General features: G+C 63.6%; 21 protein-coding genes. 10 read left to right on the forward strand and 11 right to left on the reverse strand.

Features of this window, described 5'->3' with window-relative positions; genetic code table 11:
- The first annotated feature begins 28 nt into the window (after positions 1-28).
- The 3 genes from rlmH to rng all read left to right on the forward strand — a co-directional run bounded on the left by rlmH (position 29) and on the right by rng (position 2,735).
- Entirely contained in the window at positions 29-508 is a 480-nt protein-coding gene (rlmH, locus tag ACIGJG_RS12995; protein WP_483672428.1) for a 23S rRNA (pseudouridine(1915)-N(3))-methyltransferase RlmH, read from the forward strand.
- Positions 509-597: 89 nt separating this feature from the next.
- Positions 598-1,200: a Maf family protein gene (locus ACIGJG_RS13000; protein WP_011298677.1), complete on the forward strand. Its 603-nt coding sequence runs from the start codon at positions 598-600 to the stop codon at positions 1,198-1,200.
- 74 nt (positions 1,201-1,274) lie between these two features.
- Positions 1,275-2,735: a ribonuclease G gene (rng, locus tag ACIGJG_RS13005; RefSeq protein WP_011298678.1), complete on the forward strand. Its 1,461-nt coding sequence runs from the start codon at positions 1,275-1,277 to the stop codon at positions 2,733-2,735.
- A gap of 89 nt (positions 2,736-2,824) precedes the next feature.
- Here the strand turns inward: rng and ACIGJG_RS13010 are convergent, their stop codons facing one another.
- Together ACIGJG_RS13010 and alr are read right to left on the reverse strand one after the other, a co-directional pair.
- Positions 2,825-4,105: a glycosyltransferase family 87 protein gene (locus ACIGJG_RS13010; protein WP_483672429.1), complete on the reverse strand. Its 1,281-nt coding sequence runs from the start codon at positions 4,103-4,105 to the stop codon at positions 2,825-2,827.
- A gap of 444 nt (positions 4,106-4,549) precedes the next feature.
- On the reverse strand, positions 4,550-5,650 hold the full coding sequence (gene alr / locus ACIGJG_RS13015; RefSeq protein ID WP_483673080.1) for an alanine racemase: 1,101 nt from the start codon (positions 5,648-5,650) through the stop codon (positions 4,550-4,552).
- Between the two features lie 362 nt (positions 5,651-6,012).
- Between alr and ACIGJG_RS13020 the strand changes: the two genes are divergently transcribed.
- A complete protein-coding gene (locus ACIGJG_RS13020; RefSeq protein ID WP_140949062.1) occupies positions 6,013-6,522 on the forward strand; it encodes a hypothetical protein in 510 nt (169 codons plus the stop codon).
- A 28-nt stretch (positions 6,523-6,550) separates the two neighbouring features.
- Here the strand turns inward: ACIGJG_RS13020 and ACIGJG_RS13025 are convergent, their stop codons facing one another.
- The 3 genes from ACIGJG_RS13025 to dnaE all read right to left on the reverse strand — a co-directional run bounded on the left by ACIGJG_RS13025 (position 6,551) and on the right by dnaE (position 12,739).
- Positions 6,551-7,141 (reverse strand): peroxidase-related enzyme, encoded by a 591-nt coding sequence (locus ACIGJG_RS13025; protein ID WP_011298681.1) that lies wholly within the window; start codon positions 7,139-7,141, stop codon positions 6,551-6,553.
- Between the two features lie 83 nt (positions 7,142-7,224).
- The gene (msbA, locus tag ACIGJG_RS13030; protein WP_258234460.1) at positions 7,225-8,934 is read right to left on the reverse strand and encodes a lipid A export permease/ATP-binding protein MsbA; all 1,710 of its coding nucleotides are present in this window, start codon (positions 8,932-8,934) and stop codon (positions 7,225-7,227) included.
- A gap of 286 nt (positions 8,935-9,220) precedes the next feature.
- Positions 9,221-12,739 carry a DNA polymerase III subunit alpha gene (gene dnaE, locus ACIGJG_RS13035; RefSeq protein ID WP_483672430.1) on the reverse strand — a complete coding sequence of 1,173 codons (3,519 nt, stop codon included), beginning with the start codon at positions 12,737-12,739 and terminating at the stop codon, positions 9,221-9,223.
- Positions 12,740-12,922: 183 nt separating this feature from the next.
- Here dnaE and ACIGJG_RS13040 point away from each other — a divergent pair, with 183 nt between their 5' ends.
- Positions 12,923-13,771 carry a sulfurtransferase gene (locus ACIGJG_RS13040; protein ID WP_483672431.1) on the forward strand — a complete coding sequence of 283 codons (849 nt, stop codon included), beginning with the start codon at positions 12,923-12,925 and terminating at the stop codon, positions 13,769-13,771.
- Positions 13,772-13,782: 11 nt separating this feature from the next.
- On the opposite strand, the gene ACIGJG_RS13045 is transcribed toward ACIGJG_RS13040, so the two are convergent.
- The 5 genes from ACIGJG_RS13045 to rpsP form a co-directional block, all read right to left on the reverse strand.
- Positions 13,783-14,463: a CoA pyrophosphatase gene (locus tag ACIGJG_RS13045; protein WP_011298685.1), complete on the reverse strand. Its 681-nt coding sequence runs from the start codon at positions 14,461-14,463 to the stop codon at positions 13,783-13,785.
- Between the two features lie 137 nt (positions 14,464-14,600).
- Positions 14,601-14,984 (reverse strand): 50S ribosomal protein L19, encoded by a 384-nt coding sequence (rplS, locus tag ACIGJG_RS13050; RefSeq protein ID WP_011298686.1) that lies wholly within the window; start codon positions 14,982-14,984, stop codon positions 14,601-14,603.
- Positions 14,985-15,059: 75 nt separating this feature from the next.
- On the reverse strand, positions 15,060-15,842 hold the full coding sequence (gene trmD, locus ACIGJG_RS13055) for a tRNA (guanosine(37)-N1)-methyltransferase TrmD (protein ID WP_011298687.1): 783 nt from the start codon (positions 15,840-15,842) through the stop codon (positions 15,060-15,062).
- 35 nt (positions 15,843-15,877) lie between these two features.
- Entirely contained in the window at positions 15,878-16,543 is a 666-nt protein-coding gene (rimM, locus tag ACIGJG_RS13060; protein ID WP_011298688.1) for a ribosome maturation factor RimM, read from the reverse strand.
- A gap of 48 nt (positions 16,544-16,591) precedes the next feature.
- Positions 16,592-16,846 carry a 30S ribosomal protein S16 gene (gene rpsP, locus ACIGJG_RS13065; protein WP_011298689.1) on the reverse strand — a complete coding sequence of 85 codons (255 nt, stop codon included), beginning with the start codon at positions 16,844-16,846 and terminating at the stop codon, positions 16,592-16,594.
- A 142-nt stretch (positions 16,847-16,988) separates the two neighbouring features.
- Between rpsP and ACIGJG_RS13070 the strand changes: the two genes are divergently transcribed.
- From ACIGJG_RS13070 to ACIGJG_RS13090, 5 genes are all read left to right on the forward strand, one after another.
- Positions 16,989-18,116, forward strand: a complete 1,128-nt coding sequence (locus ACIGJG_RS13070) for a PQQ-dependent sugar dehydrogenase (protein WP_041680026.1) — start codon at positions 16,989-16,991, stop codon at positions 18,114-18,116.
- A 143-nt stretch (positions 18,117-18,259) separates the two neighbouring features.
- Positions 18,260-18,664 (forward strand): hypothetical protein, encoded by a 405-nt coding sequence (locus tag ACIGJG_RS13075; protein ID WP_011298691.1) that lies wholly within the window; start codon positions 18,260-18,262, stop codon positions 18,662-18,664.
- Between the two features lie 221 nt (positions 18,665-18,885).
- Complete coding sequence (locus tag ACIGJG_RS13080; RefSeq protein ID WP_220630947.1) at positions 18,886-19,044, forward strand: hypothetical protein; 159 nt, start codon at positions 18,886-18,888, stop codon at positions 19,042-19,044.
- Between the two features lie 139 nt (positions 19,045-19,183).
- Positions 19,184-19,678 (forward strand): TM2 domain-containing protein, encoded by a 495-nt coding sequence (locus ACIGJG_RS13085; RefSeq protein ID WP_011298692.1) that lies wholly within the window; start codon positions 19,184-19,186, stop codon positions 19,676-19,678.
- 24 nt (positions 19,679-19,702) lie between these two features.
- The gene (locus ACIGJG_RS13090; RefSeq protein WP_011298693.1) at positions 19,703-20,611 is read left to right on the forward strand and encodes a LysR family transcriptional regulator; all 909 of its coding nucleotides are present in this window, start codon (positions 19,703-19,705) and stop codon (positions 20,609-20,611) included.
- Between the two features lie 335 nt (positions 20,612-20,946).
- On the opposite strand, the gene ACIGJG_RS13095 is transcribed toward ACIGJG_RS13090, so the two are convergent.
- Entirely contained in the window at positions 20,947-22,200 is a 1,254-nt protein-coding gene (locus ACIGJG_RS13095) for a PA0069 family radical SAM protein (protein ID WP_011298694.1), read from the reverse strand.

Below are 22,200 nucleotides of genomic sequence, written 5' to 3' on the forward strand. Positions count from 1 at the left end.
GCGGCCATGGCCGCGCTGCAACGCACCCATGCAACTGGTCATCGTGGCAGTCGGCCACAAGATACCTGGCTGGATCGAAACCGGCTTCAACGAGTATGCCAAGCGCATGCCACCGGAACTGCGCATCGAACTGCGCGAGGTCAAGCCCGAAACCCGCTCGTCGTCCAACAACGCCGCCACCGTGATGCAGCGCGAAGCCGCACGCATTGACGCGGTGCTCGGCTCGCTGTCGCGACAGTGCCGCATCGTCGCGCTCGACGAGCGCGGCCGCGACTTCACCACGGTGCAGCTCGCGGGGCAGCTCACCGACTGGCAGCGCGAAGGCGGCGACGTGGCATTCCTGATTGGCGGGGCGGATGGCCTCGATCCGGCACTGAAAGCCAGGGCCCAGACGCTGCTGCGCCTGTCCAGCCTGACGCTGCCGCACGGCATGGTGCGCGTGCTGTTGGCCGAGCAGCTCTACCGCGCGTGGTCCGTCACCCAAAACCATCCCTACCATCGGGCCTGATCCGGTCAGGCCCGGCGCCGGCAGTACAATGCGGGCCTTGAGCAGCCGCCCTGGCTTCCTCGCGCCCCAAATCTTACTCGCCCGCCGTGATGCACGATTACCTTTACCTCGCCTCCCAGAGCCCGCGTCGCCGCGAACTGCTGACGCAGCTCGGCGTGCGCTACGAACTGCTGCTCGCCGACGATGAAGAAGATGCGGAGGCATTGGAAGTCGTGCAGCCCGGCGAAACGCCCGACGACTACGTCCAGCGCGTCTGCGCACTAAAGGCCGAGGCCGCGCTGCGCCGCCGCGAAAGGCGCGCGCTGCCCGACGCGCCAATTCTCACGTCCGACACCACGGTCTGCCTCGGCGGCGAGATCCTGGGCAAGCCAGGCGACGGTGCTGATGCCTCAGCTATGCTGAAGGCGCTGTCGGGCTCCACGCACCGCGTGCTGACCGCCGTGACCGTGGTCTCGACGCTCGGCATGCATCACGCGCTGTCGATCTCACGCGTCACATTCCGAGCGATGACCGCGGCCGAGATCGAGCGGTACGTCGACAGCGGCGAACCGCTCGGCAAGGCAGGCGCGTACGGCATCCAGGGCCGCGCTGCCGAGTTCGTCGAGCGGATTGAAGGCAGCTATTCAGGTATCATGGGACTGCCCCTGTTTGAGACGGCTGCGTTACTCAGACAGGCCCGCCTGCGGTTCTGAACGGCACGTCCCGAGGCCGGCCAGCCGGGGCACACAATACATCGCCGGTACACCGGCAACGCGTTTCATCTGCCATGACTGAAGACATCCTCGTCAACATCACGCCCCAAGAGACGCGCGTTGCCATCGTGCAGCAGGCTGCTGTCCAGGAATTGCATGTCGAACGCACGCTGACGCGCGGGCTAGTCGGGAACATCTACCTGGGCAAAGTCGTGCGCGTGCTGCCCGGCATGCAGTCCGCGTTCATCGACATTGGCCTCGAACGGGCCGCGTTCCTGCACGTCGCCGACATCTGGCATCCGCGCGATCCCGACAAGAACGGCACCCAGCTCGCCATCGAAAAGACCCTGTTCGAAGGCCAGGCGCTGATGGTGCAGGTCATCAAGGATCCGATCGGCACCAAGGGCGCGCGCCTGTCCACGCAGGTCAGCATCGCCGGGCGCACGCTCGTCTATCTGCCGCAGGATCCGCATATCGGCATTTCGCAGCGCATTGAAGGCGAGGTCGACCGCGAGGCGCTGCGCAGCCGCGTGCAGGGCCTGGTGCCGGCGGACGAGCGCGGTGGCTTCATCGTGCGCACGATCGCCGAGGAAGCGAGCGACGAAGAACTCGGCAACGACATCGCCTACCTGCGCAAGATCTGGGCGACGATCCGCCAGAACGCGACCACGCAGCCCGCGCCTAGTCTGCTCTATCAGGACCTGGACCTGGCCCAGCGCGTGCTGCGCGACTTCATCAACGACGCCACCGGCGTGATTCAGATCGACTCGCGCGAGAACTACCAGCGGCTCGTGGAATTCGCGCAGGAATACACGCCGGCGGTGCTGGCGCGGCTGTCGCACTACACCGGCGAGCGGCCGATCTTCGACCTGTTCAATATCGACGCCGAGATCGAGAAAGCGCTGTCGCGGCGAGTCGATCTGAAGTCGGGCGGCTACCTGATGATCGACCAGACCGAGGCGATGACGACGATCGACGTCAACACCGGCGGCTACGTCGGTGCGCGCAACTTCGACGACACGATCTTCAAGACCAACCTCGAAGCCGCGCACACCATCGCACGCCAGCTGCGGCTGCGCAACCTCGGCGGCATCATCATCATCGACTTCATCGACATGGAGAATGTCGAGCACCGCGAAGCGGTGCTGTCGGAACTCAAGCGCGCGCTGTCGCGCGACCGCACGCGCATCACGGTCAATAACTTCTCGCAGCTCGGCCTGGTCGAGATGACACGCAAGCGCACGCGCGAGTCCCTCGCGCACGTGCTGTGCGAGCAATGTCCGGTGTGCCAGGGCAAGGGCCAGGTCAAGACGCCGCGCACGGTGTGCTACGACATCCTGCGCGAGATCATGCGCGAATCGCGCCAGTTCAATCCGCGCGAGTTCCGCATTCTGGCGTCGCAGGAAGTCATCGACCTGTTCCTCGAAGAGGAAAGCCAGCACCTTGCGATGCTAGGGGACTTCATCGGCAAGCCGATTTCGCTGCAGGTGGAATCTACGTTCCATCAGGAGCAGTACGACATTATTCTTATGTGACCTGTCAGGCTATTACAAAGCCGGTTGAAGCGCCTCTTGTCCGGCGCACCTATTGACCTAGCTTCGTTCGGCGGGGTTCACTCGCCATATCACCGCACGACTGGAACGGCCTGCACCGATGGCCGGGTACGCACCAGAGCGTGCCGCGATGTGGCGATAAAAAGAAGAAGCATTCCCAGAACGCCCCATTTCGACAGCAGCATGAGACCCAATTTTCCAACCGGTGGTCCAAAAACTGCCAGCAATACCACCATCGGCGATGCCCAGACAATTATCACTATCGCGCGATCGACGTTATTCCATGTGCCACGCCTGGCATGGTCAATAGCCAAATAACCCAGCGGAAAAATCAGCCACGCGAGGTCATAATACATAAGATAAGGTTGAACAAGTAGCGTCGAAGTTCCAAATGCGGCAGCGCGCAGCTCGAAGTTGCAGCGAGAGTTACGGGTCCACAGAAAAGCGGTCGTTGCGACGACGGGCAGGGCAATCGCGGCATGAATCGCATAGGCGACTGGAATATTCGCACCTAGTTGCCGTGCGAAAGCAAACACGGTGGACATCCCGTTCCACATACCGCCCTCGCCACGCTCCACTATGGCAGAGCTGAACCATGACGCCGCCTCAAAGAACCTGAACCACAGTTGAGGGCCGAAGATCAATCCGCTCAGTGCACAGGAAAAGATGCACATCACCACCATTGCGCCTAGTGCCCGGAAATGCCCGCCACAAATAAACAACAATGGAAAAAGCACGGCGAGTTGAGGTTTAATCGCAAGTGACCCGGCACATAGGCCCGCCAACAATGGACGTCGCTCGAGCAGGGTAAGTGCTGCCATCGTCAGGGCCAGAGTCAACAAAGAATTCTGGCCGGTCATGATGGCAATCCAGATGCCAGGAAATGCTATGACGGACACCCATGGCAACGCACCCGGCTTTACCATCGGTGTGCAAGCAAGCAGGCAGCACGCAAGACCTGCCGATATAAATAGCACGTACGATGCCGGATACGGCAACAATGCCAGGGGGTAAATCAATAGTTGAAAACTTGGTGGATAAACCCATGGGGCATAAGGGGGCTCCATCGCAACGCCGGCGAGCAATTGGGCCTCTACGGACAGCAGCTTATTATGATCAAAAGCTGCGAGAGCTCCTTCATAGAGGGTAACGTAGGACGCGCTCCAATAGACCCTGAAATCGACCCCTAATGGCGGGACAGCCGGAACATGCAAACCCCAGTGGGCCACTGCCCAGATCACGAGCAAAATGACCTGTGTGGCCAGAAATGCCCCACTGTAGATGACGACCCGCTCCCGCGTCAGCCACCGGCGCCTCGCGGGTTCGTCTGCAATTGTCGAGTTAGTCGTCATGGGCAACCGATCCTCGATTTTCTTGGCGACAAGGTAAGGGCTACAAAATCTCCGAAGGCCGGAGGTTCATCGACCGCACAATAGCATTACTTTTACTGCCGTCGAAATTGATATACATCCCACGAAAGAAGGGTTTTCAAAGCAATTCAGTCATCAGCTTCATGTGCATTGAAAAGGTCTCCTCTGATTCGGTGCAAGTCTAAGAACGGGCAAAAAACGCCGAGCTTTGTGTGGCCCCTTTGAATGTGCCGCATGAAGGCATCGCGTTGAGGCTGAGACGAATGGTTGCCATTTCCGTACCAATGATCCTAGCGCACGCAGAATTGGCATCCAGATGGGTAGTTAAAAGGAGTGCGAGGCAATCATGCCTCCGGCAAACGCATCGGCTTTGGGCAATACGACATCATCCTGATGTAGTCCGCACGGCGCCGCCGCTCACTTCATTCACTCCGCCACAACCACCCGCACACGCGGCGCTACCGCGCACATCAGCTCATACCCGATCGTCCCCGCCGCCGCGGCAACATCGTCGATCGGAACATGCCGCCCCCAGAGTTCGACCGGCGTGCCAACGTTAGCTTCAGGACACTCGCTGAGATCGACGGCCAGCATGTCCATCGATACGCGCCCGACCGTGCGCGTGAGCCGGTCGCCCACACGAACGGGCGCAAAGTGATCCGCATGCGACGAACTTGTACGCGGATAACCGTCGGCATAGCCGCACGCGACAATGCCGATGCGCTGGCGGCGCGTCGCCACGTAGTGCGATCCATAGCCGACCGATTGGCCGGGCAGCAGGTCCTGCACGCCGAGTATGCGACTCGTGAGCGTCTGAGCGGCCTGCAGTCCGGTGCCGCTCAGGTCTGCCGCGCAGCCCGATGGCGCGGCGCCGTATAGCATGATCCCGGCGCGCACCCAATCGGCGTGGCAATCCGCGTGCCGCATGGTGGTCGCCGAATTGGCAATGGATATCTGACCGGGCAGACCACGTGTAACGGCACGGAATATCGCCGCCTGTTCGGCGACCCCCTTCTGCGTATCAGCGTCCGAGAAGTGGCTCATGTGGGTCACCGACTTCACTGCCGCGACATCGCGCAGGCGGCGCCAGGCCGCGCCGTAACTCTCGGGACTAAAGCCAAGTCGATTCATGCCTGAATTCAGCTTCAGGCAGATATCGATCGACCGTGGCGGCAGCCGGCCATCGCGCGACGCGATCTCTAGCATCCGCAGCTGCTCCTCGCCATGCACCGCCGTGGTCAGGCGCAAAGAAGCGAGTAACGCGATGTCGCTTTCGTCGAAGAAGCCCTCGAGCAGCAGGATCGGTCCGGTCCAGCCGAGTTCGCGCAATTGCACCGCCTCATGCAGATCCAGTAAGGCGAAACCGTCCGCGGACGCGAGGGCCGGGTAGACTCGGGCGATGCCGTGCCCATAGGCATTGGCCTTGACGACGGCCCAGACTTTCGAGGCGGGAGCGAGACGCCGCGCAACGGCCAGATTGTTTGCGAGCGCAGCGCGGTGAATAGTGACGGAGATGGGGCGTGGCATGTCTTTGTCGGGATAGCCGGAAAAGCGCCGCGAAGCGCGCAGTAGCCAGATCACCGGACAATTGACTGACAATTCATCCGGATCCGGCAACAGTGACTATCGTATCGGCCACCTTAAAGGCTTTGTTACTGAAATTCCGCCAGTTTTCAGTAACCTCTGCCAAGCCTTACGATGTCTGGCGATGCGCCAAGGCCACGAACTCCGCATGACCCGAGGGTTAGTATTTCCACCTATGCGCGCAACGGCTCCGCTGCCCCACACGTTTTTGGCGATCCGCTATAACTCAGTAAACGCCATCCGATCCGCAAGCCCCCCGGTCCGGCAGTTCGCATGCCGCAGGCGTTCCGTAGTGAGGTACCCGCATGAAAGCCGCGAACCTGGCCCCCTGTTTGATGGCCATGCTCCTGTGCACTGCCTGCGAGCAGTTGCCGATCGCCCGTAAGGCCCCCCCGCCACCGCCGCCAGCATCAACTGCAGCAAAGCCCGCCGAACAGCCCCGCCCCACACCGATCGCCGCGCACGATATCAGCCTCGCCGGCACATGCCGGCGGACCGAGGATGATGGCTTCCGCGAAGACGCCGTGATGCGTGTGGTCTCGAATGACGTGAAGAGCCTGAAGTGGAAGCTGTGGGTATCGAAGCGCGGTACGTGCCAGTTCGACCTGGCGGACTTCAAGCAAGTCCAGAAGACGCCGCACATCGTGCTGGAAGCGACCGACGGCACGCAATGCAAACTGCTGATCTGGCAGGACCCGCGACGCGTGACGCTAGCGCACGCCAATTGCCAGCAGCGCTGCACGCCGGGCATCTATGAGCAGGCGTGGCCGGTCCTGTTCAATCCGAGGAACGGAGACTGCGCCGAGATCCGCTGATTGCGCACCTCGGCGGGAAAGGACGCACTTACTTGCTCTTGGGCACGCGGCCCATCAGGAAGAACTCGTCGTTCGGGCGCATGCCGATGGTATTGGCCATCCGGTTCGACAAGCCGAAGAAAGCCGTGATGGCGGCGATGTCCCACGCATCTTCGTCGGTGAAGCCGTGCTCGCGCAGCGCCTCGAAATCCGCCTCGTTGACCTCGTGCGAGGCCTTGCAGACCTTGAGTGCGAAATCGAGCATGGCGCGCTGGCGCGGCGGGATATCGGCTTTCAGGTAGTTCACCGCGACCTGGTCGGCGACCAGCGGCTTCTTTTCGTAGATGCGCAGGATCGCGCCATGCGCGACCACGCAATACAGGCACTGATTGGCCGCCGATGTGGCGACCACGATCATCTCGCGTTCACCCTTGGTCAGGCCACCGTCCTTGAGCATCAGCGCGTCGTGATACGCAAAGAACGCACGGAACTCGTCAGGACGATGAGCCAGCGTCAGGAAGACGTTGGGCACGAAGCCGGCCTTGTCCTGGACTTCCAGGATGCGCTGCCGGATGTCGTCGGGCAGCGCCGCCAGTTCGGGAACAGGGTAACGGCTGATGGGATGGGCCGGGCGGGTCATGGCTGTCTCACTCACGTCGTTGTTGTCGCCCCATTGTAACGAAGGCGCAACGCGCGAGCCGGGCAGCCGCCCGGCCAGAAGAATCAGTGCGTGGCGAACTGGATCCGGTGCAGCCCGGCGTACAGACCGTTGGCGGCCAGCAGCTCTTCGTGGGTGCCATGCTCCGCCACGCGGCCATGGTCGAGCACGACGATACGGTCGGCGTTCTCGATCGTCGACAGGCGGTGCGCGATCACCAGCGTCGTGCGGCCAACCATCAGTGCTTCAAGGGCGGCCTGCACCTGGCGTTCGGATTCCGAATCGAGCGCCGAAGTCGCCTCATCAAGGATCAGGATCGGCGCATCCTTGTAGATCGCGCGCGCAATGGCCAGGCGCTGGCGCTGGCCGCCCGAAAGCTTCATGCCGTTGTCGCCGATATTCGTGTTGACGCCTTCGGGCAGGTTCTTCACCACATCGGTCAGATAGGCAGCCTGCAGCGCACGCTCCACGCGCGCCATGTCGATCTCTTCTTCCGAACGGGCGCCGTAGGCCACGTTGGCGGCAACGGTGTCGTTGAACAACACCACGTCCTGGCTCACGAAGGCGATCTGATTGCGCAGTTCGCGCAGCGCGATATCGCCGATAGCATGGCCGTCCAGCAGGATGCGGCCGTCGGTCGGATCGAAGAAGCGCGGCACCAGGTTGACCAGCGTGGTCTTGCCGCTGCCCGACGGACCGACCAGCGCCACGACCTCGCCGGCGGGTACCCGGATATCGATGCCCTCCAGCGCCGGCCGCGTGCCTTCGCCGTAGCGGAAGCCCACGCGCTCGAACACGAGGTCGCCCTTGGCGCGTTCGAGGCGCACGCCGCCGTCCTGCGGCTCGACCGGCTCGTCGATCAGCCGGAAGATCAGCTCGGCCGCGGTCAGGCCACGCGTGAGCGGCTGGTTGATGTCGGTCAGGTGCTTGAGCGGCGAGATCAGCAGCAGCATGGCCATCACGAAGCCGGTGAAGCCGCCGATCGTAGTCTGGTTGCCCTGCGCCTGGATCATGGCGATGGTGATGATGACCGACAGCGCGAGCGCGGCCAGGAATGCCGTCACAGGCTGGTTCAGGCCACCGGCAACCGCCATGCGCATCGAGTAGTTCTTGAGGCGGTCCGCCATGTTGCGGAAGCGGTTCATCTCGTAGGCTTCGCCGCCGTGCAGCTTCACGACCTTGTAGCCACCGGCTGCCTCTTCGACGACGTATGCGGCGCTGTTGGTCAGCGTCTGGTGATCGCGATTGAGGCGGCGCAGCCGCCGGTTGATCTTCGACATCAGGTAGCCGATCACGGGCAGGATCACCGACACGATCAGCGTCAGGCGCCAGTTCGTGTAGAACAGGTAGATCAGCAGGGCGACGACGGTCAGCGAATCCCGCACCAGCGTGATGAATACGCTCGTCAGGATCGACAGCACCTGGTTGACTTCGAAGATCACGGCGTTGATCAGCGACGCCGCGGTATTGCGGTGATAGAAGTGCGCCGGCGCATGCAGCATGCGGTCGAACATCTGCATGCGCATCTTCAGCAGCACGCGGTTCGAAATCAGGCTCAGCAGGTAACCCGACGCGAACTGCGCCACGCCGCGGATCAGCGCCACGCCAGTCAGGATCGCCGGGACATGCCACAGCTTGCCGGCGTACTCGCCGCCAAAGCCCTTGTCGAGCAGGTCGTTGACGACCTTCGGGATCACGCCTTCGCTGGCCGCGACCACGGCCATGGCCAGGATGGCGGCAATGAAGATGCGCAGTTCGGGCCGCAGATAGCCCATCAGGCGCTTGCCCACCTTTACGTCGTGTCCGGCCGATTGTTCGGACTTAGCTGGATTACTCACTACCGCCCTTAATGTGAAAGATGCGACGCGCACCCGGGGGCGGGTGGCACGAGAATCGCCAATGGATTACCGGAATAGGCTGTCCACATGGCGAAAGCGCCACAATGGGGCGCAAAAAACGCAGCCATTGTAACCGCATTCGCCACCGCACTCTCCGGCGCGGCAGGCGTGCCGGAATGCATGGAAAGCACCGTGGCGCCGTACGTTGGCGCCACGTCCGGCCTCAATACATCAGCTCGACGGCGTCGTTGCCGAGCCACTGCCGCAGTTCGCCGAGCAGCGCCTCGTCCGGCTCCACGCGCCAGTTCGGGCCGAGATGGATTTCGCATGCGGCGCTCGGGTTGCGGTAGCGCACCAGCAGGCCAAGGCCTGCTGGCCCAGCGTCGCGCGGCTTGGCACGGTACTGCGTAAGCACGGTACGCAGGCGGTCCATGGTCGAATCTTCCGGCGCGAGCGCAATGCTCAGCGCACTGGCATACGCGCTGCGCGCCATTGCCAGGTCCATCACTGACTCCGCCGTGAAGCGCACGCCGCCGGTGAAGGTATCGTGCCGTGCGTTGCCCGTCGCGATCAGCAACTCGTCCTCGCGGAACATATGCCGGTTGGCATCGAACAGTTCGTTGAAGACAGTCATCTCGACCACGCCGGTGCCATCGTCGAGCTGCACGATGATCATCTTGCCGCGCTGCGTCATCTGCGTGCGCACGCCGGCGATTACGCCCGCGATGGTCTTGCCGCGCACGTCGCGGCCGAAACCGCCGCCATTGCCCTGCACTTCCTTCTCGAGCCCGGCCAGCGTGCTTTTCACGAACCGGCGCACTTCATCGCGGCACGCGTCGAACAGGTGGCCCGAGAAGTAGTAGCCGAGCGCCTGCTTTTCTTCCTGCAGCGTGCGCTTCGGGGTCCAGGCCGGTTCGTCGATCAGTTCGGGGCGGTGGGCTTCGCCGGCGTCGTCCATCAGGTCGAACAACGACACCTGGTTGGCCGACTCTGCCTTCTGGTCCGCCGCTTCCATGGCGATCGACACCGACGCCAGCAGTTGCGCACGGTTGTTGTTCAGGCTGTCGAACGCGCCGGCGCGGATCAGCGCCTCGATCGTGCGGCGGTTCACCTGGCGGCGATCGACACGCTCGCAGAAATCGAACAGGTCCTTGAACGGCCGTTCTTCGCGTGCGCGCAGAATGTCCTCAATCGCGCCCTGGCCCGAGCCCTTGATGCCGCCGAGACCGTAGCGGATGGTCTTCGCATCGGTCGGCGCAAAGCGGTATTCGCTCGCGTTGACGTCCGGCGGCAGCACCGCGATCTTGTTGAGCTTGCAGTCCTCGTAGAGGATCTTGACCTTGTCGGTGTCGTCCATGGCGAGCGACATGTTGGCTGCCATGAATTCGGCCGGGTGATGGGCCTTGAGCCACGCGGTGTAGTACGCGAGCAGCGCGTACGCGGCCGCGTGCGACTTGTTGAAGCCGTAGCCCGCGAACTTCTCCATCAGGTCGAAAATGTCGTCGGCCTGCTCGGCATTGAGCCCGTTCTTGTCGGCGCCTTCGCGGAACATCACGCGATGCTGCGCCATTTCCTCGGGCTTCTTCTTGCCCATGGCACGGCGCAACAGGTCGGCGCCACCGAGCGAGTAACCGCCGATGATCTGCGCCATCTGCATCACCTGCTCCTGGTAGACCATGATGCCGTAGGTCTCTTTCAGGACAGGTTCGACGCGCGGATCCGGGTACTCGACCTTTTCGCGGCCGTGCTTGCGCGCGCAGAAGCTCGGGATCAGGTCCATCGGGCCCGGGCGGTAGAGCGCCACCAGCGCGATGATGTCCTCGAAGCGGTCAGGCTTGGCGTCCTTCAGCATGCCCTGCATGCCGCGACTTTCCAGCTGGAACACGGCGACCGTGTTGGCCGTCTTCAGGATGTCGAACGCAGGGCCGTCGTCGAGCGGGATATGGCTGCAGTTCCAGTCAGCCTTGCTCGGGTCCAGCCGGCGGATATAGCGCTCGGCCCAGTCGAGGATGGTCAGCGTGGTCAGGCCCAAGAAGTCGAACTTGACCAGGCCGGCGGCTTCCACGTCGTCCTTGTCATACTGGCTGACGACGCCGCTCATGCCGTCGTTCTGACCGCCCTGCGTGTACAGCGGGCAGAAGTCGGTCAGGCGGCCCGGCGCGATCAGCACGCCGCCGGCGTGCATGCCGACGTTACGCGTCATGCCTTCGACGCGCTGCGCCAGCTCCAGCAGCTGGCGCACCTCTTCCTCGTTGTTCTCGCGCTCGGTCAGCAGCGGCTCTTCCTTCTTGGCCTCTTCGATCGTGACGAGCTTGCCGGGCTTGAACGGGATCAGCTTGGCGATGCTGTCGACGAAGCCATAGCCGAGGTCAAGCACGCGGCCCACGTCGCGCACCGCGGCCTTGGCCGCCATCGTGCCGAACGTGGCGATCTGCGACACCGCGTCCTTGCCGTACTTCTCTTTCACGTACGTGATCACGCGATCGCGTCCGTGCTGGCAGAAGTCGATATCGAAGTCGGGCATCGAGACCCGTTCCGGGTTCAGGAAACGCTCGAACAGCAGCGCGTACTTGAGCGGATCGAGATCGGTAATGCCGAGCGCATAGGCCACCAGCGAACCGGCACCCGAGCCCCGGCCCGGACCGACCGGCACGCCGTTGTTCTTGGCCCAGTTGATAAAGTCCGCCACGATCAGGAAGTAGCCCGGAAAGCCCATCTTGATGATGGTGCCGGTCTCGAATTCCAGCCGTGCGTAATATTCGGGCCGCTTCGCCTCGCGCTCCGCCTCATCGGGAAACAGCACCGACAAGCGCTTCTCGAGACCATCCTTGGCCATGAAGACCAGGTAGTCGTCGAGCGACATGCCGTCCGGCGTCGGGAACAGCGGCAGGCGCGGCTTGCCAAGTTCCAGCGTCAGGTTGCAGCGGCGCGCGATCTCGACGGCGTTCTGCAGCGCGGACGGAATGTCGGCGAACAGCGCGCACATCTCGTCCTGCGTTTTGAAATACTGGTCCGTGGTGAAACGGCGCGTGCGGCGCGGGTTCGCCAGCAGTTCGCCTTCGGCGATGCACACGCGCGCTTCATGCGCGGTGAAGTCGTCCGGTGTCATGAACTGCACCGGGTGCGTGGCCACCACTGGCAGCTGCATCTCGGCCGCCAGGTGCACGGCCTGTTGCACGTAGGCGTCCGTGCCGGGATGGCCGGCGCGCTGCAGTTCAATGTAGAAGCGCTGCGGGAACACGGCCGCCCAGTGCGCGGCGGCGCGGCGGGCCGCGTCGACGTTGCCGTTGGCGAGCGCCATGCCGACGTCGCCGCCCATCGCACCGGACAGCGCAATCAGCCCCGTTGCCAGCGGCTGTCCGCCCTCGCCTGGCTCCTCGAACCAGCCAGGCTCGATCTCGGCACGGCCGCGATGCTGGTTCGTCAGCCACGCGCGCGACAAGAGCGTGCAAAGGTTCAGGTAGCCGACGCGGTCCTGCACGAGCAGCAGCAGCCGCGCGGGCTTGTCGCGGTCGTCTTCGTTGGCGAGCCAGACGTCGGCGCCGACCACGGGCTTGACGCCGCCGCCACGCGCTTCCTTGTAGAAGCGGATCAGGCCGAAGGCGTTGGCGAGGTCGGTCAGGGCGAGCGCGCCCATGCCATCGGACGCCGCAGCCTTGACGGCATCATCCAGGCGGACAATGCCGTCGACGACGGAATACTCGGAATGGACGCGGAGGTGTACGAAACGGGGGGCAGACATGCGCGACATTGTAGCGGCTCGACATGGTGGCGGCCCGGTTATCGCACATCGCTGACGCACCGCGATAGCTGACGAGCGTGGTGGGAAATGCGGGCCGGCTGCAGCCCGACGCGCTATAATTTCGCCTTTCCAATCAGGCAGTTATCACGCGCTTGCGCGCGTGTCGGCAGCGCGGCCCTTCTCATGCAGATCGTCAACATCTCCGCTTACAAGTTCGTCTCACTCAACGACATCGAGACGTTGCGGCCGGAAATGCGCTCGCGCTGCGAGGATCTCGAGCTGCAGGGCACCATCCTGCTCGCGCCGGAAGGTATCAACATGTTCCTGGCCGGCCCGCGCGAATCCATCGACGGTTTCATGGCATGGCTGCACGCCGATACGCGCTTCGCAGATATCGCGCCGAAGGAAAGCCTGTCGGACAACCAGCCCTTCAAGCGCATGCTGGTGCGCGCGAAGAAGGAAATCATCACGATGAAGCGCCCACTGATCCGTCCCGAGGAAGGGCGCGCGCCGTCGGTGCGGCCGGTGGATCTCAAGCGCTGGCTCGACCAGGGACACGACGATGAAGGTCGCCCCGTGGTGATGCTCGATACGCGTAACGATTTCGAAGTGGCGGTCGGGACGTTCGACAACGTGGTCGAGTACAACCTCACGAAGTTCAGCGAATTTCCCGACGTGATCGAAGCCCGCAAGGCGGAATTCGAGGGCAAGACCGTGGTGTCGTTCTGCACGGGCGGCATCCGCTGCGAGAAGGCCGCGATCCACATGCAGGAAGTCGGCATCGGCCACGTCTACCAGCTTGAAGGCGGCATCCTCAAGTATTTCGAGGAAGTCGGCGGCGATCATTACCGCGGCGATTGCTTTGTTTTCGACTATCGCACGGCACTCAATCCGAACCTCGAACCCGCCGGCCCGAAGCAGTGCTTCGCCTGCCGCGCCGTGGTGACGGCCGAAGAGCAGCAAAGCCCGCACTACGTGGTCGGCAAGAGCTGCCCGCATTGCGTCGGGCGGCACGATCAGGCAGCGGCCTGATTACCCGAGGGTTATGCGGCGAGCAGGTGGTAGAGGTTACGCAGCATGCCCGCCGTCGCACCCCAGATAAAGCGATGGCCACCACCTTCGCGCGGGAACGGCATCGCGTAGAACATCCGTTCGCCATCGACCCAGCGGAACAGCCGCCGCTCATGGTGCGAAGGATTCATCAGGAAGGCCAGCGGCACTTCAAAAACATCGGCCACCTCTGAGGCATCCGGCCGCAGCGTGAAACCATCGCGTACGAGTCCTACTACCGGACTGACATGAAAGCCGGTGCCTGTGATGTAGTCCGGCAACGCGCCCAGCACTTCCACGTAGTCCCGCGCCAGGCCTACCTCCTCCTCGGTTTCCCGCAAGGCCGTATCGATTCGGTTCACGTCATAGCTTTCCTGGCGACCGCCCGGGAAGCTGATCTGTCCTGCGTGCGCGCTCAGGTTGGCATTGCGTTCGGTGAGCAGTATGGTCAGGCCATCGCGGCGCTCGACGATCGGCACCAGCACCGCGGCATCGCGCAAGCCGCGGCTGCGGTCGTAGACGCGTGATTCGTCGGTAAGTTCGGGTGCCCAGGCGGGCGGCACCTGCAGCCGGTGGCGGATGAATTCCGACTGCAGACGCGGCGCGCTCAGGGCTGGGCGTTGCGTGTCGGTATCGACGACCGGGAGAGATTCGGGATCAAAGGCGGGGCGCATAACAGGCTCAAGTATGACAGATGCCCGCATTCCGGCAGCGCAGCAATCCTGCACAGTTGCCAAAACGCAAAAAGGGCACCTTGCGGTGCCCTTCCTGAGGAAACATCCGGCCGGTAGAACCGGCCGGCATATCCGGCTTACTGAGCAGCCTTGGCTGCCTTCGAAACCAGCTTTTCCTTGATACGTGCGGACTTGCCCGAGCGCTCGCGCAGGTAGTACAGCTTCGCACGACGCACGTCGCCGCGACGCTTTACTTCGATGCCGGCGATCAGCGGCGAGTACAGCTGGAACGTACGTTCCACGCCTTCACCCGACGAGATCTTGCGCACGATGAAGGACGAATTCAGGCCACGGTTACGCTTGGCGATCACCACGCCTTCGTAAGCCTGCACGCGCTTGCGGTTGCCTTCCACCACGTTCACGTTGACGATCACGGTGTCGCCAGGTGCGAATGCGGGGATGGTCTTGTTCGCGGTCAGACGCGCGATCTCTTCCTTCTCGATCTGCTCGATGATGTTCATCGTTTTTTCTCCGTAACCATCGTGCCAGCGTTGTATGCCCCAGGCATTGCCCGGGCCCCGGCAGAGGATGGGGTTTTACCTGGCGGGAGACATCTCCCGCCCTTCTTTCACCAACCATTCCGACAAGAATTTCTCGTCGGCACGTGTCAGCAAACCTTGCTTGCGAGCCGCTTCGATCAGATCGGGGCGCTTTCTCGCAGTATTGGCCAACGCCTGCTGGCGCCGCCACTTTTCAATCTCGGCATGATGGCCACCGAGCAGGATCTCGGGTACCCGCACACCCTCGTACTCTTCGGGCCGCGTGTAATGCGGACAATCAAGCAACCCGTTGACGAAACTGTCTTGCACTGCCGACTGCGCATCGCCCAGCACACCGGGCAAGTGGCGCACTACTGCATCGATCAGCGCCATGGCCGGCAATTCGCCGCCGGACAGCACGAAATCGCCAAGGCTGATTTCCTCATGCACGCGACGGTCGATCAGGCGCTGGTCGATGGCCTCATAGCGGCCACATAACAGCACCAGACCCGGCCGCTGCGCGAGCGACATGACCTTCTCGTGCGTCAGCGTCGCGCCCTGTGGCGACATCAGCACCACATGCGGCGTATCTACGCCGGCCTGCGACTGCGCCGCCGAAGCGGCATCGATCGCATCGTCCAGTGGCCTGGGCAGCATGACCATGCCGGGACCACCACCATACGGACGATCATCGATCGTGCGGTAGTTGTCCGTGGTGAAATCGCGTGGATTCCACGTGCGCAGGGCATACCGCTGCTGCTTGGCTGCCCGGCTGGTGATACCCCAGTCGGTCAGCGCGCGAAACATTTCGGGAAACAGCGTGATTACATCGAACTGCATCCGCCCTCCCCGTCCGAACTGCCGGCTTCGGCAATTCAGTAGTCGAGCCCCCAGTCCACCACGATGCGCTTGCCCGCGGTGTCGACCGTGCGCAGGAACGCATCGACAAACGGAACCAGCCGTTCACCGGCCTTGCCGTCGGGCAATGCGTAAGCCACCTGCAGGATCTGGTGAGCCCCGTTATCGATCAGACCGGACACCTCGCCAAGCAACTCGCCTTGCTCGTTGCTGACGGCGCAGCCGATCAGGTCTACCCAGTAAAACTCATTCTCTTCCGGCGCGGGAAAGTCCGCACGCCGGATCCACACGCGACGGCCCTTGAGCGCCTCGGCCAGATTGCGGTCCGATACGCCGGTCGCCTGCGCAACCACAGTTCCACTGTGCTCGCGCGATTGCGCAACCCGGACGCAGACCGCCTGCGCGCGAGATGCTTCCGCGGTGGCGACAAGGCCAGCCTGCGGCGGCGTGAGCAGCCACCACCGGCGCGCATGCAGCAATGCGGATGCATCGTTGGCATGCGGCTCGACCTTGATCCAGCCACGGATGCCGTAGGCAGCACCGACATAGCCCACCTCCACCAGATCATCTGGCAGCGGATCGGCATACAAGAGCGTCGCCGGCAGCTTGGTCGCCTTCGGCGACTCGCCTTGGGGCCGGTTCAATGGCCTCGGCGCAGCGGCGCCCTGCTTTCGTTCAGTCACGTGTGCAATGAAAACGCGCCCCGCCAGGGAGCGCGTAACAGACTGCTATCAGGCAGCGGCCTTGGCGGCGTTCTGCTTGACCAGGCGAGCAACGGTCGGCGACAGTTGTGCGCCGACGCCTTGCCAGTAGGCCAGACGGTCAGCCACAACGCGCAGACCTTCTTCGCCTTCCGAAGCCAGCGGGTTGTAGAAGCCAACGCGCTCGATGAAGCGGCCATCGCGACGGTTGCGCGAATCGGTGGCGACGATGTTGAAGAACGGGCGCTTCTTGCTGCCGCCGCGAGCCAGACGGATGACGACCATGAGATGATTCCTCAGAAAACTTGGTGTTCGAACACGAAACGCAAGAGTATAGCCCAATTACCGTGGTCAAACAAACACTTAGGTGGTTGACGCGATGTTCGGGCGCGCGCATCGTGGCGAAATCGGCGACTGGGGGCACTCCATGGGAATCGTCCGGCACTTGATCGAACGCACTGCGCGCGTTGCGGCGCTGGTCAGCATTGTTCTTGGGGCCGGCACCGGCGAGAGCCGTGCAGCACTGCCGCTGGAGCAGATCCAGGTGCCCCCTGGCTTCCGCATCGAAGTTGTCAGTGATGCCGTGCCCAATGCTCGCGGCATGGCGATGACACCTTCCGGCACGTTATTCGTCGGCTCCAGTTCCGCAGGTAAAGTTTATGCGTTACCGGCTGCGCTCGACGGCAAGCCGTCGGTACGCGTCGTAGCTACCGGCCTTAGCATGCCGGTCGGCGTGGCATTCCGCGAAGGCAGCCTCTACGCGTCGTCAACCTCCCGCATCGTCCGCCTCGATGACATCGAAGCCCGGCTGGACAACCCTCCTGCACCAGTCGTCGTCACGGACCGGTTCCCCAAAGAAACGGGCCACGGCTGGAAATTCATCGCGTTCGGCCCCGACGGCTTCCTCTATGTACCGGTCGGTGCGCCGTGCAATATCTGCGCGCCGGACGAGAACCGCTACGCCAACATCATGAAGATGAAGCCCGACGGCTCCGACCTGCAGGTGGTGGCCCGCGGCGTGCGCAACTCGGTGGGTTTCGACTGGCATCCCGGGACGCACGAACTGTGGTTCACCGACAACGGTCGCGACTATCTCGGCGACGACCAGCCCGACGACGAACTGAACCGCGTCACGCAGGCCGGCCAGCATTTCGGCTATCCGTTCTGCCATGCGGGAACCATCCCCGACCCCGAGTTCGGCAAGCGACGCGCATGTTCCGAGTTCGTCCCGCCTGTCGCCAAGCTCGGCGCGCACGTAGCGGCGCTCGGCATGCGCTTCTATACCGGCACGCAGTTTCCGGCCCGGTATCGCAACAACGTCTTCATTGCCGAACACGGCAGCTGGAATCGTAGCGAGCGCGTCGGTTACCGCATCGTGCGTGTGACACTGGATGCCGACGGCAAAGCCGTGCACCAGGATGTCTTTGCGCAAGGCTGGCTCCAGCATGGCACGCCATGGGGCCGACCGGTCGATGTACTGGTCGCTCCGGATGGTTCGCTGCTTGTCAGCGACGACCTTGCCGGCGCCGTTTACCGGATACGCTACGCGCCCTGAAACCCGCTGCAGGGCCCGTAAAAACCGGCGAAACAATCCGTTACACCGGTAACGCGATTGGCATAGGCGCGCCGATGCCCCATGCGTACCATGAACCCAACTTTGAAACTACTACGCTGCGCGTCAGGACCCTGGGATTCCGCATGTTCACCCGCTCACTCCTGCGCGACTTGGTGGCTGGCATCCTCGCAGCTGCGGGCTTGATCGGCGCCGTCGCCGCAAGCCATGCACAAGTCACGTTCTGGCCTCGCGTGAATGCCGAGGCCCGCGGCCCGCGTGTCCAAGCCGCAGGAGGCTGGCAGATGGCCAGCGTACGTGCCGAGAGCCGCGACCACGTGCAGGCACAGATCGATCGCATGGAGGCGCGGGCGCGGGCCGATGACCGGCTGAGCGGTCGGCCGAACGGGCCCAGCGGGCCGAACGCCCGCGACGAAAACCGTCCGCGCCAGACCGAACGCACCAGCCAAAGCGACGCCAACCGCAATGACAACCGGCCGACCAGCGTCGGACCGGGCTGGCAGGCACGCGGCCGCGACGGTGGCCGCTGAGCGCTCCGGAACTCGCCCCGTATATCGCTGTCTTTATCTGAGTGCGCTCCCAACGCGCGCACAGGCTGCTGCCCGACGCTGCGCGGATTCCTGCAGCGTACCGCCTTGTGCAGACGGCATACCAAACTGACCTGCCTCTGCCCGGCACCTCCTGCAGGCCGGGATAAACCCGCCGGGCGCAGCCTCCAGAGCAAAAACCCCGCAAACTGCCGAGGCCTGTCATGACCCGCCTGTTGAGCGACCTGGCTGAGCACGCCGGACAACTGTCGCTATCGCTACTTTTCATGCTGTTATTGACGCTGGTCCTGTATGGCGAAACCCATATCAGCGAACACACCAGCAACCTCTTCCATCACCTCTTCTCCTCCGGCTGGCGTTAGCTGGCCTCCGCAGTAAATCTCCTTCGCGCAAGCTGTCGGGACGGCGTCGTACAATGTGTCCCGGCTGGCACCTGCTGCCTGCCGAATCCCATTGATCGTTGCCGGCGCGTACGCAGGCAACCCTTCGCCACGTTGCCCCATGCCTGCAGCCAGCCAAGCGTCCCAAGCATCCCGTTCAACCGCCCTGCCCTCCACGCGGTCCCGATCGAAGCTGCTGACGGTGGCGCTGGCCTTCCTGCTGGGCAGCCTCGGTGCGCACCGGTTCTACCTCGGCGGACTGCGCGACCAGTACGGCTGGCTTCATCTGCTGTCCACGCTGGCCGGCGTGATCGGTGTTGCCTCGATGGTGACCGAGACCGGCTCGCCCGCGTTGAACTGGACCTTCGCCGTGGCCGGCGGCGCGTCGGTGATTAGCGCGTTCCTCGCCGCGATCGTCTTTGGACTGCGGCCCGATGACAAATGGGATGCCCGCTTCAATCCGGGTGGCCCGCCCACGCGTTCGGGCTGGCCCGTGGTGATCCTGGTGATCCTGTCGCTGCTGATCGGCACGGGCCTGCTGATGGCCGGACTGGCCATCAGCTTCCAGACCTTCTTCGAGTCGCAGGTCGAAGCGGCACGCGCGCTGTCCCAGTAGCCATTCCAGCGGCGTCGGGCAGCCATGTACTTCGACCTGCTCGACGTCGCGGTCTTTACGCGCGCGGCGTCGCTGGGCAACCTGTCCGCCGCCGCGCGCGACCTGCAACTGTCCACCTCCACGGCGAGCGCGCGCCTCGCCAGGCTCGAACAAACCCTCGGCACACGCCTGCTGCACCGGACCACGCGCCGGTTGTCGCTGACCGCCGATGGCGAGCGCTTCATCGAACACGCGCAGCAGCTGCTAGCCACCGCCGAGGCCGCCGAACAGTCGGTCGGCAAAGGGGCGCGGGCACCGCACGGGTTGCTGCGCGTCACCGCGCCAGCTTCGTTCGGGCGGCAGCATGTGTCGCCGGCCATTCCGGCTTTTCTCGAAACGTATCCTGAGATACGGCTCGACCTCCGCCTCAGCGATCAGGTCGTGCCGCTTGTCGACGCAGGCATCGACGTGGCGTTGCGCATGGGCGCTTTGCCAGACTCCTCGCTCGTGGCCCGCGCGCTTGCGCCAAGCCGCCGGGTGATCTGTGCGGCGCCCTCTTACCTCGCCGCGCACGGCATCCCAAAGCATCCCGATGACCTGCGCACGCACAATTGCCTCATTCTCGGCGACCAGTCCGCCTGGCGCTTCGACACGCCGCTCGGGGAAACCGCGGTCACCGTGCATGGCAACCTGCGCGTGGACAACGGCGAAGTCATCCGCGATGCACTGGTGGCAGGCATGGGCATCGCGCTCAAGTCGACCTGGGATGTGGGCGCCCTGCTGCGAAGCGGACAACTCGTGACCGTGCTCGACGAGTATCCGGTCCTGCCGGCCGTTTCCATCTGGGCGGTCTATCCGAGCCGCCATCTTGTTCCCGCCAAGACACGAGCCTTCGTCGACTTCTTTGCGGCACGCTTCGGCAATCCGCCCTACTGGGACCGGGACCGCGCCTGAGACGCCACGCCACACGGCGCTGGCGCTTCTGGCAATGTCCAGTGCGATCCCCTTCCAACTTGTCCGCGCGCAAACCCCGCCGATGTCAGGTTCCTCTTCCGTGCAAATCGCCCATACTGGAAGCACCCCGCTGGCTTCTGGCGGTAACCAGCCCGGCCGGCCATGACACCGACTGTGCAAAGGAGCAAGACTGACATGCCTACGTATGAAGAAGGACGCCTGGCGGCCATCGCCGTCAGGCTGGCGCTGTCTTCGGGCCTGCCCGCGGCCCGCGCGAGGGCCGCGCTGGAGTTGGCAAGCAGCATGATCGGCGACCAGGAAGCGGCCGCGAGCAGTCAGAACAAGGTGCCTTGCGCGTCGTCGTCCGCGACGGTCGTCCAGCTGGGCGGCACGCGGAAACGCGACGTATCGAGTTCGAACCGGTTGTAACGGTATCCCAGCCGGTCTGCCGCCTTATAGAAGCGCTGGCGCATCAGGTCGGCCCACACCCCAGTCCCGCGCATGCGTGTGGCAAAGCTCGCGTCATAGGCCTTGCCCGCGCGCATGTCGCGCACACGGTTCATCACCCGCTCTGCACGGTCCGGAAAATGGGCCTGCAACCACTCCTCGAAGAGCGGGTGAACTTCCCAGGGCAGTCGCAGCACGATGTAATTCGCATACACCGCGCCGGCTTCGCGCGCGGCTTCGAGCACGCGCTCCAGATCAGGTTCGGTGATGAACGGGATCACCGGTGCAATGCTCACGCCGACCGGGATGCCCGCCTCCGTCAACGTCCGGATGGTGCGCAGCCGACGCGATGGCGTCGCCGCGCGTGGCTCAAGCGTACGGGCGATACCGGCATCGAGTGTGGTGATCGTCGCCGCGGCCACGGCCAGCCCTTTGGACGCCATCGGCGCGAGCAGGTCGATGTCGCGCTCGATCAGCGACGATTTCGTTATCAGGGCAACAGGATGGTTGCACTCGCTCAAGACTTCAAGGATCCCACGCGTCACCCGATACTCGCGCTCGATAGGCTGGTACGCGTCGGTATTGACGCCCAGTGCAATCGTCTCACACCGGTAGGAGGGCCGCATCAGCGCTTCCCGCAGCCGTTCGGCGGCGTTGGTCTTGGCGTACAGCCGGGTCTCGAAATCGAGTCCCGGCGAGAGGTCGAGGTAGGCATGCGTGGGCCGCGCAAAGCAGTAAATGCACCCGTGTTCGCAACCGCGATATGGATTCAGCGAAACGTCGAACGGGATATCCGGCGACGCGTTGCGCGTAAGAATTGACCGTGCGCGCTCGATCGTGACTTCGGTGCGCAGCGGCGGGGGCGTCTCCGCGTCGGCCGGTACGATTGGAATGACTGGCCTGGTAGCTTCAACGGGATCACCGGTTTCGGCACCCTCGTCGTAGCTGGCCGCGCACCAGCCATCATCGAACGGCTCGCGCTGATCGCGTTCATATCGGCCCTGGATATTGCTGACCGCGCCGCGCCCCTTGCGTGCCACGGGCGCACGAGTGCCTTCCGCGATGCCAACGTCATCGGCATCGCGTTCGCGTCGACTCTCACGGCGGGTATCGGGGGCGGAATCCGGCGGGGAACGTCTCAT

It is taken from the genome of Cupriavidus sp. C1SS-2L, from assembly GCF_057073735.1.

Excerpts from the sequence above, each read along its gene's own strand:
- rlmH (WP_483672428.1), top strand. The coding sequence starts at position 29 with ATGCAACTGGTCATCGTGGCAGTCGGCCACAAGATACCTGGCTGGATC.
- ACIGJG_RS13000 (WP_011298677.1), top strand. The coding sequence starts at position 598 with ATGCACGATTACCTTTACCTCGCCTCCCAGAGCCCGCGTCGCCGCGAA.
- rng (WP_011298678.1), top strand. The coding sequence starts at position 1,275 with ATGACTGAAGACATCCTCGTCAACATCACGCCCCAAGAGACGCGCGTT.
- ACIGJG_RS13010 (WP_483672429.1), bottom strand. The coding sequence starts at position 4,105 with ATGACGACTAACTCGACAATTGCAGACGAACCCGCGAGGCGCCGGTGG.
- alr (WP_483673080.1), bottom strand. The coding sequence starts at position 5,650 with ATGCCACGCCCCATCTCCGTCACTATTCACCGCGCTGCGCTCGCAAAC.
- ACIGJG_RS13020 (WP_140949062.1), top strand. The coding sequence starts at position 6,013 with ATGAAAGCCGCGAACCTGGCCCCCTGTTTGATGGCCATGCTCCTGTGC.
- ACIGJG_RS13025 (WP_011298681.1), bottom strand. The coding sequence starts at position 7,141 with ATGACCCGCCCGGCCCATCCCATCAGCCGTTACCCTGTTCCCGAACTG.
- msbA (WP_258234460.1), bottom strand. The coding sequence starts at position 8,934 with ATGGGCTATCTGCGGCCCGAACTGCGCATCTTCATTGCCGCCATCCTG.
- dnaE (WP_483672430.1), bottom strand. The coding sequence starts at position 12,739 with ATGTCTGCCCCCCGTTTCGTACACCTCCGCGTCCATTCCGAGTATTCC.
- ACIGJG_RS13040 (WP_483672431.1), top strand. The coding sequence starts at position 12,923 with ATGCAGATCGTCAACATCTCCGCTTACAAGTTCGTCTCACTCAACGAC.
- ACIGJG_RS13045 (WP_011298685.1), bottom strand. The coding sequence starts at position 14,463 with ATGCGCCCCGCCTTTGATCCCGAATCTCTCCCGGTCGTCGATACCGAC.
- rplS (WP_011298686.1), bottom strand. The coding sequence starts at position 14,984 with ATGAACATCATCGAGCAGATCGAGAAGGAAGAGATCGCGCGTCTGACC.
- trmD (WP_011298687.1), bottom strand. The coding sequence starts at position 15,842 with ATGCAGTTCGATGTAATCACGCTGTTTCCCGAAATGTTTCGCGCGCTG.
- rpsP (WP_011298689.1), bottom strand. The coding sequence starts at position 16,846 with ATGGTCGTCATCCGTCTGGCTCGCGGCGGCAGCAAGAAGCGCCCGTTC.
- ACIGJG_RS13070 (WP_041680026.1), top strand. The coding sequence starts at position 16,989 with ATGGGAATCGTCCGGCACTTGATCGAACGCACTGCGCGCGTTGCGGCG.
- ACIGJG_RS13075 (WP_011298691.1), top strand. The coding sequence starts at position 18,260 with ATGTTCACCCGCTCACTCCTGCGCGACTTGGTGGCTGGCATCCTCGCA.
- ACIGJG_RS13080 (WP_220630947.1), top strand. The coding sequence starts at position 18,886 with ATGACCCGCCTGTTGAGCGACCTGGCTGAGCACGCCGGACAACTGTCG.
- ACIGJG_RS13085 (WP_011298692.1), top strand. The coding sequence starts at position 19,184 with ATGCCTGCAGCCAGCCAAGCGTCCCAAGCATCCCGTTCAACCGCCCTG.
- ACIGJG_RS13090 (WP_011298693.1), top strand. The coding sequence starts at position 19,703 with ATGTACTTCGACCTGCTCGACGTCGCGGTCTTTACGCGCGCGGCGTCG.
- ACIGJG_RS13095 (WP_011298694.1), bottom strand. The coding sequence starts at position 22,200 with ATGAGACGTTCCCCGCCGGATTCCGCCCCCGATACCCGCCGTGAGAGT.